Origin of the sequence: Streptomyces alkaliterrae (assembly GCF_007097205.2) — a bacterium.
Lineage (GTDB): Bacteria > Actinomycetota > Actinomycetes > Streptomycetales > Streptomycetaceae > Streptomyces > Streptomyces alkaliterrae.
In genome coordinates this window covers 1-6,849 of sequence record NZ_VJYK02000296.1, presented here as the reverse complement: position 1 = coordinate 6,849, position 6,849 = coordinate 1, and the positions used below count along the sequence as shown (strand labels likewise).

The window sequence follows — 6,849 nt, the reverse complement described above, 5'->3', positions numbered from 1 at the left end:
GGGCCTGTCAGACCATGCAGTAGCGGTGCTGGACGATCGGGTAGCCGGCCCGGGCGAACGCCGCCGCCATGGGGTGGTTGCCCAGGTCGGTCGCGGCGGCGATCTCGCGGGCGCCGTGGTCGACCAGCAGCCGGGTGCAGTCCGCGAGCAGGTCGTGTGCGTAGCCGTTGCCGCGGTGCTCGGGCAGCACCGCGATCAGCCCGATGGCCGGACCGTTCGGGTTGTGCACGGGCGCGTGGAAGCCGACGGCCTCGCCGGCGGCGTTGTGGGCCGTCCGCCACCACTCACGCGGCGAGGGGAACCAGTTGAGGAGGTCCAGTTCCTCACGGCCCGCGGCGGCCAGGCCCTGCTCGTCGGTGGTCCGTCGGCCGTGGGCGTCGAGGGTGCCCTGCTGGACGCGGGTCAGCAGGTCGAGCACCACGGAGTCGTCCGGCACGGGACGGAACTCCAACCTGTCGCCGGGCTCGGGGAGTTCGTTCGCCTCCGTCCACAGATAGCGGTACCGCTCGACGAGCGTGCGGTAGCCGGCCCGTTCGGCGGCGCCGATGCGCTTCTCGGCGGCGGCCCGCACGGCCGGGTCGGCACGCCAATCGGGTGGCAGCATGAGTTCGTACTCGGGCCGTGCGGGCAGCGCCCGCAGCAGCCGGGCGCCGTCCTCCTCGTCGAGGCAGTCGAACCAGTCCAGGACAAGCGGCTCGGTGTCGGCGGGGGCCGCCCACAGCGCGGCCCTGGCGACCACAGCGCCGTCCCGCTCGGCGACGAACGTCCAGTCGGGGCGGTACTCGCCGCCCTCGGCGAGCGTGCGGTAGGAGCGGCCCAGCAGCGGCCGGCCCACCAGGCCGGCGTCGGGCATCGAGGTGAAGACCTCGCGCGCCTCGTTCTCAACGAGCGCGCGAACGACCAGATCGGTCAAGGGTTTTCCTTCCGGAAGACACGGGGTGCGCTCCCGGGGGCGACGCCCGGTGGACGGAGAGGGAGCGCGGGCTGATGCTGCACCTGGCGGTGGAGCGTTGTGTGGCGGTGGAGCGCATCGCTCTCGCCTCCTTCCTGTTCCGGCCCGGACCGCCTGCGAGGGGCGGCCCGACCGCTGATCGGGCGTCGGGGCGTCACCGTAGCGGGCCGCCGCGATCCCCGCACCGGATTTTTCGCGCCACCGGACCCGCCGGGTTGTCCGCCCGCCACCTCGCCCGGGGCCGGGACGGGTCGCCTGGACAGTTGTCGTCGCGCGCAGGACAATGTGCTGCCATGACCTCCCTCGATTTCAGTGCACAACCCCCGCGGCTTTCGGACGCCGAGCGGGAGTTCGCGCTGGAGCTGCTGCGGGACGCCGCGGTACGCGGCCGGGTCTCGCAGGACACCTTCGAGGGACGCGCCGAGTTGATCCTCAAGGCCCAGCGCCCCGACGAACTCCACGCGGTGCTGTACGACCTCCGCCCGCTGAAGGAGGCGCCGCCGGCGCGGGAGAACGTGCTGGTACGTGTGGTCGGCGGGATGGCGGCGTTGCGGGCGAAGCTGCGGCGGGCGTGGCGGACCGAGGAGTTGCCGGAGCTGCAGCTCCCCGCCTCCGGCCCCTACGCGCTGTCCATCGGCCGGGCACCCGGCTCGGTGCTGCGGCTGACCGACCACACCGTCTCGCGGGCGCACGCGCAGGTGCGCTTCACCGGCAGCGGCTGGACGCTGCGGGATCTGGGATCGTCCAACGGCACGTGGGTGAACGACCGGCGCATCACGGGTTCGGTGCCGGTGCGCCCGGGCGACCGCGTCAGGTTCGGCCAGGTCGGCTTCCGTCTCACCTCGCCCTGAGGCGTCGTGGTCAGCGGCGCACGAGCAGGGCTACGGGCGCCCGGCGGGTCAGTTCCGCGAGAGTGACGCTCCCCGCCAGCTCCGGCACGGGCTCCTCGGTGACCAGCAGGTCGGTCCAACGGCCGTCGGGGAGAGTCAGTGTGGTGTCGCGCCAGCCGCCGGCCTCCGCGAGTCGCAGGCTCAGCCGGGTCGCGACGCTGACCACGGCACCGGCCCTGGTGAACGCGACGCAGTGTTCGGCGCCCGGCCCGTCCGCGTACAGCGGCCGGTAGTCGCCGCGCTCGTCGAACCACTCGGGCCGCTCGCGGCGCAGTCGCAGCGCCGTGCGGGTCAGCGCGCGACGCTCGCCCGGCGGGTCGCCGGCCGGCCGCACCCGGTGCGGGGCGCGGTTGTCCGGGTCGACCAGCGCCCGGTAGGCGTCCTCGGTGCCCTGGTAGAGGTCGGGCACGCCGGGCATGGTGAGGTGCAGCAGTTGGCGCCCCAGGGCGCCGGCACGGACGTGCGGGGCCAGCTCCTCGGCGAGAGCCGTCACCTCGTCGAAGCCCTGACCACACAGCGACTTGTCGACAAAGCGTTCGATCATCTCTTCGTGGAGGGTGTCCGGTTCCGTCCACGTGGTGTGCAGTTTGGCCTCGCGGGCGGCCTTCAGCAGGGCCCCGGCCAGACGGTCCCGGTCGGGCACGCCGAGCCCGTAGGCGGTCTGCCAGCCCGTCCAGACTGTGTGCGGGTCGGGCGCGGTGGCGGCGGCGTCCGGGCCCGCCGGCGTCCCGGCGACTTCGGCGAGCAGCCGCCGCCAGCGGTCGGGGCACTCGGTGAGCACCGCCAGCGCGGCGCGTACGTCGCCGCTGCGCTTGGTGTCGTGGGTGGTCAGCACGGTCTGCCCGTGCGGCCGGTCGCGTCGTTGACGGGTGCAGTACTCGTGGAACTCCGCCAGGCCGACTGCCGGGCGGTCGGGGTCGCCGCCGACCTCGGTGGCCGACAGCAGCGGGGCGTACCGGTAGAAGGCGGTGTCCTCCGCCGACTTCGCCCGTAGCGCGCCCGACAGCTGCGCGAGGCGGGTGGCGAACTCCCCTTCCTCGTCGAGGAGTCGGAGGACCACGTCGACGGCCTCCGCCTCGTCCGGAAGCCTCAGCGCTGACCGCGCCTCGTGTGCGGCTCGGGCGAGCAGCCGTGCGCCGTCGCCGGTGTCCGGCGGCGGGTAGGTGCGGTAGATCGGCAGGCGCACCAGCAGGGCGGTCGTCGCCGCGCGCAACGCCGTCGGGGTGAGGTCGAGGTGCCGCAGCCGCGGGTCGGCGTCCCGGCGGGCCAGTCCCGCCCGGACGAGTCGGGACAGTTCGGCGGCCAGCTCGCCGCGTAGCATCTCGTGCGCCGCTCGCAGCTCGGTGGGCCGCCACCGGCCGCCCAGGTCGTCCGCCGCCCCTGTGAACTCCCGGTAGTGGTCGGCCAGTCGAGCGTGGCCCTCGGGGTCGGTGAACAGTCCGTCCAGGCGGTGCAGCGCGTCGTAGCCGGTGGTGCCGGCCACCGGCCAGGCGGCCGGCAGCCGTTCGGCGGGGGCCAGGATCTTCTCCACGACCGTCCAGGCGCCGCCGGTGTGCTCGGCGAGGCGGCGCAGGTAGGCGCCGGGGTCCGCGAGCCCGTCCGGATGGTCGACCCGCAGTCCGTGCACAACTCCCTCGGCCAGCAGGTCGAGCAGCAGGCCGTGGGTCGCCGCGAAGACCTCCGGGTCCTCCACCCGTACCGCGATCAGGTCGGAGACGCTGAAGAAGCGTCGGTAGTTGAGCTCCGTGCGGCCGAGTCGCCACCAGGCGAGGCGGTAGTGCTGGGCGTCCAGAAGGTCCGGCAGCGGCAGCGTCTCCGTGCCCGGGCGGAGAGGGAAGCGGTGGGGGCCGTAGGCCAGCTCGCCGTCGGCCACCCGCATGGCCGCCGTCTCCCGGCCGAGCCGGTCGGCGAGGACCGGTACCAGCAACCGGCCGTCCCCGGCCGCCCAGTCGACGTCGAACCAGTGGGCCGTCTCCGCCTCGGGGCCGTCCCGCAGCAGCAGCCACAGCGCCCGGTTGAGCCGCGCGGGCACCGGAAACGCCATGTGGTTCGGCACGACGTCCACCACCAGGCCGAGGCCGTGCCGCCCGGCGACCGCGGACAGTTCCCGCAGGCCGTCCTCGCCGCCCAACTCGCGGCGTACCCGGCTGTGGTCGACGACGTCGTAGCCGTGGGCGGAGCCGGGCACCGCCTCGAGCACGGGCGAGAGGTGCAGATGGGAGACACCGAGGTCGGCGAGGTGCGGCACGTCCTCGACGACCGCCGCGAACGGATGGTCGGGTTGGAGCTGGACGCGGTAGGTGGCGGTCGGCACGGGCAGGGGACGCACAGCACGCGTGGACACCCGAGCATGGTCGACCGGCCCACCGGCGCCGTCAACCGTGCCGGGTCCGTTCGGGCGACGGGACGGCACCCCTTCGGACCAACCGGCCGCCGTGCGCTCGACCGTCGCGATGCCCCCGCCGACCGGCGGGGGCGGTCTCCTACCGTCGCCGTACGCGCCGGTAGCGGGCCGCGCCATAGGCTCGGGAGCGCGGCGCACAACGCCACCCCCCACAGCCCCCGGCCAGGCGACGAGTCACCAACTTCCCGCCTGGCCGGGCCGGCTGACAATGTGGCGGGCCGCCGCCACAGGCGCCTCGCCTCCACCTCGCGGGACCTGCTGTCCGCGCCTCCCCACTCGCCTACCGGGCTGACCACCCCCGTCTGGCAGCGCACTCCGGTACCGCGCCTGACTCGCCCGGCGGGCCCGCCGCCCTACCGGTCAGCGGGCCTCAGGCGGCGCCGATCGTCCGGTCGCCGTACTCGATCGCAGGCGTGATGCGGGCGCCGAGCGCGTCAGCATAGGCGCGCATGGTCTCGAGATTGTGGATCTCGCCTCGCTCGCTCTGCGACACCGGGCCTGCGAGATGCCTACCGCTGTGGCGTCATGCGCCTGGGTGAGCCCTTGTTCCTTGCGGATCTCCCGCAGATGATGACCGAGCACATAGGCGTCGGTCGCCGTCCGCGCCGCCTGCTCGCGGAAGAACGGCTCCGCACGTCGACCTTTCGGGCGGGTCAGTCGGCGGTGGGGGTCAGGCGGAGGCTGATGCTGTTGATGCAGTAGCGCTGGTCGGTGGGGGTCGGATAGCCCTCGCCCTCGAAGACGTGGCCGAGGTGGGAGCCGCAGCGGGCGCAGCGCACCTCGGTGCGGGTCATCCCGAAGGACGTGTCGACCAGCAGCTCGACGGCGTCGGACTCGGCCGGGTCGAAGAAGCTGGGCCACCCGCAGTGGGACTCGAACTTCGTGTCGGAGCGGAAGAGTTCGGCGCCGCAGGCGCGGCACTCGTAGACGCCCTCGGTCTTGGTGTCGGTGTACTCGCCGGTGAACGCCGGCTCCGTGCCGGCCTGCCGCAGTACGCGGTACTCCTCGGGCGTCAGCTCTGCCCGCCACTGCTCGTCGGGCTTCTCGATCTCGTAGGCCATGTCGGCCGCCTCCTGTCCGTCGCTCCCGTGGCGGTGGTCGCCCGCCGGCCCCGTCAGACTCGTGTCGGCTCGGCCAGGCGGGCGAGGATGCGGGGGCCGAGCTCGGTCACGTCTCCCGCGCCCATGGTGAGAACAAGGTCGCCGGGCTTGGCCATTCCCGCGATCAGCTCCGGGACGCGCTCGCGGTCGGCGACGGCGGTCACGTCGGCGCCGTGCGCCCGCGCTGCGTCGGTGACCAGGGCGCTGGTGACTCCGGGGATCGGGTCCTCGCGGGCCGGGTAGATCTCCATGACCGCCGAGGCGTCGGCGAGCGCCAGCGCCTGGCCCATCTCCCGGCCCAGCTCCTGGGTGCGGCTGAACAGGTGCGGCTGGAAGACGACCAGCACCCGTCCCGGCGCGTCGGCGGGCAGCGCGCCCCTGATGGCCTCCAGGTCGGCGGTCATCTCGGTGGGGTGGTGGGCGTAGGAGTCGATGACCTGGACGCCGGCCGCCTCGCCCTTGAGCTGGAGGCGGCGCCTGACGCCGGTGTAGGAGGCGAGCGCGTCGGCGAGGTCGGCGGCGGGGACGCCCGCCGCGGCGCCGGCGGCGAGCGCGGCGACCGCGTTGTGCGCGTAGTGCCGGCCGGGGACCGAGACGGTGAAGGTCAGCCGCTCGCCCGTGGCCGTGAACTCGGCGGTGACCTCGCTGGTCAGGCCGTGCGGCACCACACTCAGGACACGCACGTCGGCGTCCGGCGACTCGCCGTAGGTGACGACGCCGGGTGCCGCCTCGGTCCGCCGCACCCGGCGGGTCAACTCCCGCGCGCCGTCGTGGTCGGCGGAGATCACCAGCGTGCCGCCGGGGGTGACGCGGTCGACGAACGTCAGGAACGACTCGTGGATCTCCTCCATCGAGGCGTAGTTGGCGTGGTGGTCGAGTTCGACGTTGAGGACGATCGCGACCTCGGGCGTGTAGCGGTGGAAGCTGCGGTCGCTCTCGTCGGCCTCGGCGACGAAGAGCTCGCCGCGCCCGTGGTGGGCGTTGGAGCCGGGCTCGTCGAGGTCGCCGCCGATCGCGTACGACGGGTCGAGGCCGAGGGTGCGCAGGGCGACGGCGAGCATGGAGGTGGTGGTGGTCTTGCCGTGGGTGCCGGCCACGGCCAGCGCGCGGGTGCCGGTCATCAGCGCGGCGAGCGCGTCGGAGCGGTGCACGACCGGTACGCCGCGTTCGGTCGCCGCGACCAGCTCCGGGTTGTCGTCGCGGATCGCCGAGGAGACGACCACGCAGTCGGCGTCCGCCGCGAGGTGGTCGGCGGCGTGGCCGATGTGGACGGTGACGCCGAGCTCGCGCAGGGCCGTGGCGGTGGCGGACTCCCGGGCGTCGCTGCCGGCGACGTGCGCGCCGCGCTGGGCGAGGATCTTGGCGATGCCCGACATCCCGGCTCCGCCGATGCCGATGAAGTGCGGTCGGTCCATCGAGGGCGGGATCGCCGGTGCCATGCTTGATCTCCCTGGTCGTCGCGTACGGACCGATTCTCGCACCCCCGGCGGCCCGGTCCCGCCC

At 74.0% G+C, this 6,849-nt stretch carries 6 protein-coding genes; 1 reads left to right on the top strand and 5 read right to left on the bottom strand.

Translation table 11 applies throughout. The features are described from left to right. Positions 1 to 7: 7 nt before the first annotated feature. A complete protein-coding gene (locus FNX44_RS21820; RefSeq protein WP_143650427.1) occupies positions 8 to 913 on the bottom strand; it encodes a GNAT family N-acetyltransferase in 906 nt (301 codons plus the stop codon). Positions 914 to 1,245: 332 nt separating this feature from the next. Here FNX44_RS21820 and FNX44_RS21815 point away from each other — a divergent pair, with 332 nt between their 5' ends. Continuing rightward, positions 1,246 to 1,803 carry an FHA domain-containing protein gene (locus FNX44_RS21815; protein WP_143650425.1) on the top strand — a complete coding sequence of 186 codons (558 nt, stop codon included), beginning with the start codon at positions 1,246 to 1,248 and terminating at the stop codon, positions 1,801 to 1,803. Positions 1,804 to 1,813: 10 nt separating this feature from the next. On the opposite strand, the gene treY is transcribed toward FNX44_RS21815, so the two are convergent. The 4 genes from treY to murC form a co-directional block, all read right to left on the bottom strand. Continuing rightward, on the bottom strand, positions 1,814 to 4,186 hold the full coding sequence (gene treY / locus FNX44_RS21810) for a malto-oligosyltrehalose synthase (RefSeq protein WP_323369570.1): 2,373 nt from the start codon (positions 4,184 to 4,186) through the stop codon (positions 1,814 to 1,816). Between the two features lie 430 nt (positions 4,187 to 4,616). Beyond that, positions 4,617 to 4,739 (bottom strand): hypothetical protein, encoded by a 123-nt coding sequence (locus FNX44_RS29560; RefSeq protein ID WP_267129484.1) that lies wholly within the window; start codon positions 4,737 to 4,739, stop codon positions 4,617 to 4,619. Positions 4,740 to 4,899: 160 nt separating this feature from the next. After that, positions 4,900 to 5,307 carry a peptide-methionine (R)-S-oxide reductase MsrB gene (msrB, locus tag FNX44_RS21800; RefSeq protein ID WP_143650422.1) on the bottom strand — a complete coding sequence of 136 codons (408 nt, stop codon included), beginning with the start codon at positions 5,305 to 5,307 and terminating at the stop codon, positions 4,900 to 4,902. 53 nt (positions 5,308 to 5,360) lie between these two features. Next, a complete protein-coding gene (gene murC, locus FNX44_RS21795; protein WP_143650419.1) occupies positions 5,361 to 6,785 on the bottom strand; it encodes a UDP-N-acetylmuramate--L-alanine ligase in 1,425 nt (474 codons plus the stop codon). Positions 6,786 to 6,849: the final 64 nt, after the last annotated feature.

Coding starts and splice junctions, on each gene's coding strand:
- FNX44_RS21815 (WP_143650425.1), top strand. CDS start 1,246: ATGACCTCCCTCGATTTCAGTGCACAACCCCCGCGGCTTTCGGACGCC.
- msrB (WP_143650422.1), bottom strand. CDS start 5,307: ATGGCCTACGAGATCGAGAAGCCCGACGAGCAGTGGCGGGCAGAGCTG.
- murC (WP_143650419.1), bottom strand. CDS start 6,785: ATGGCACCGGCGATCCCGCCCTCGATGGACCGACCGCACTTCATCGGC.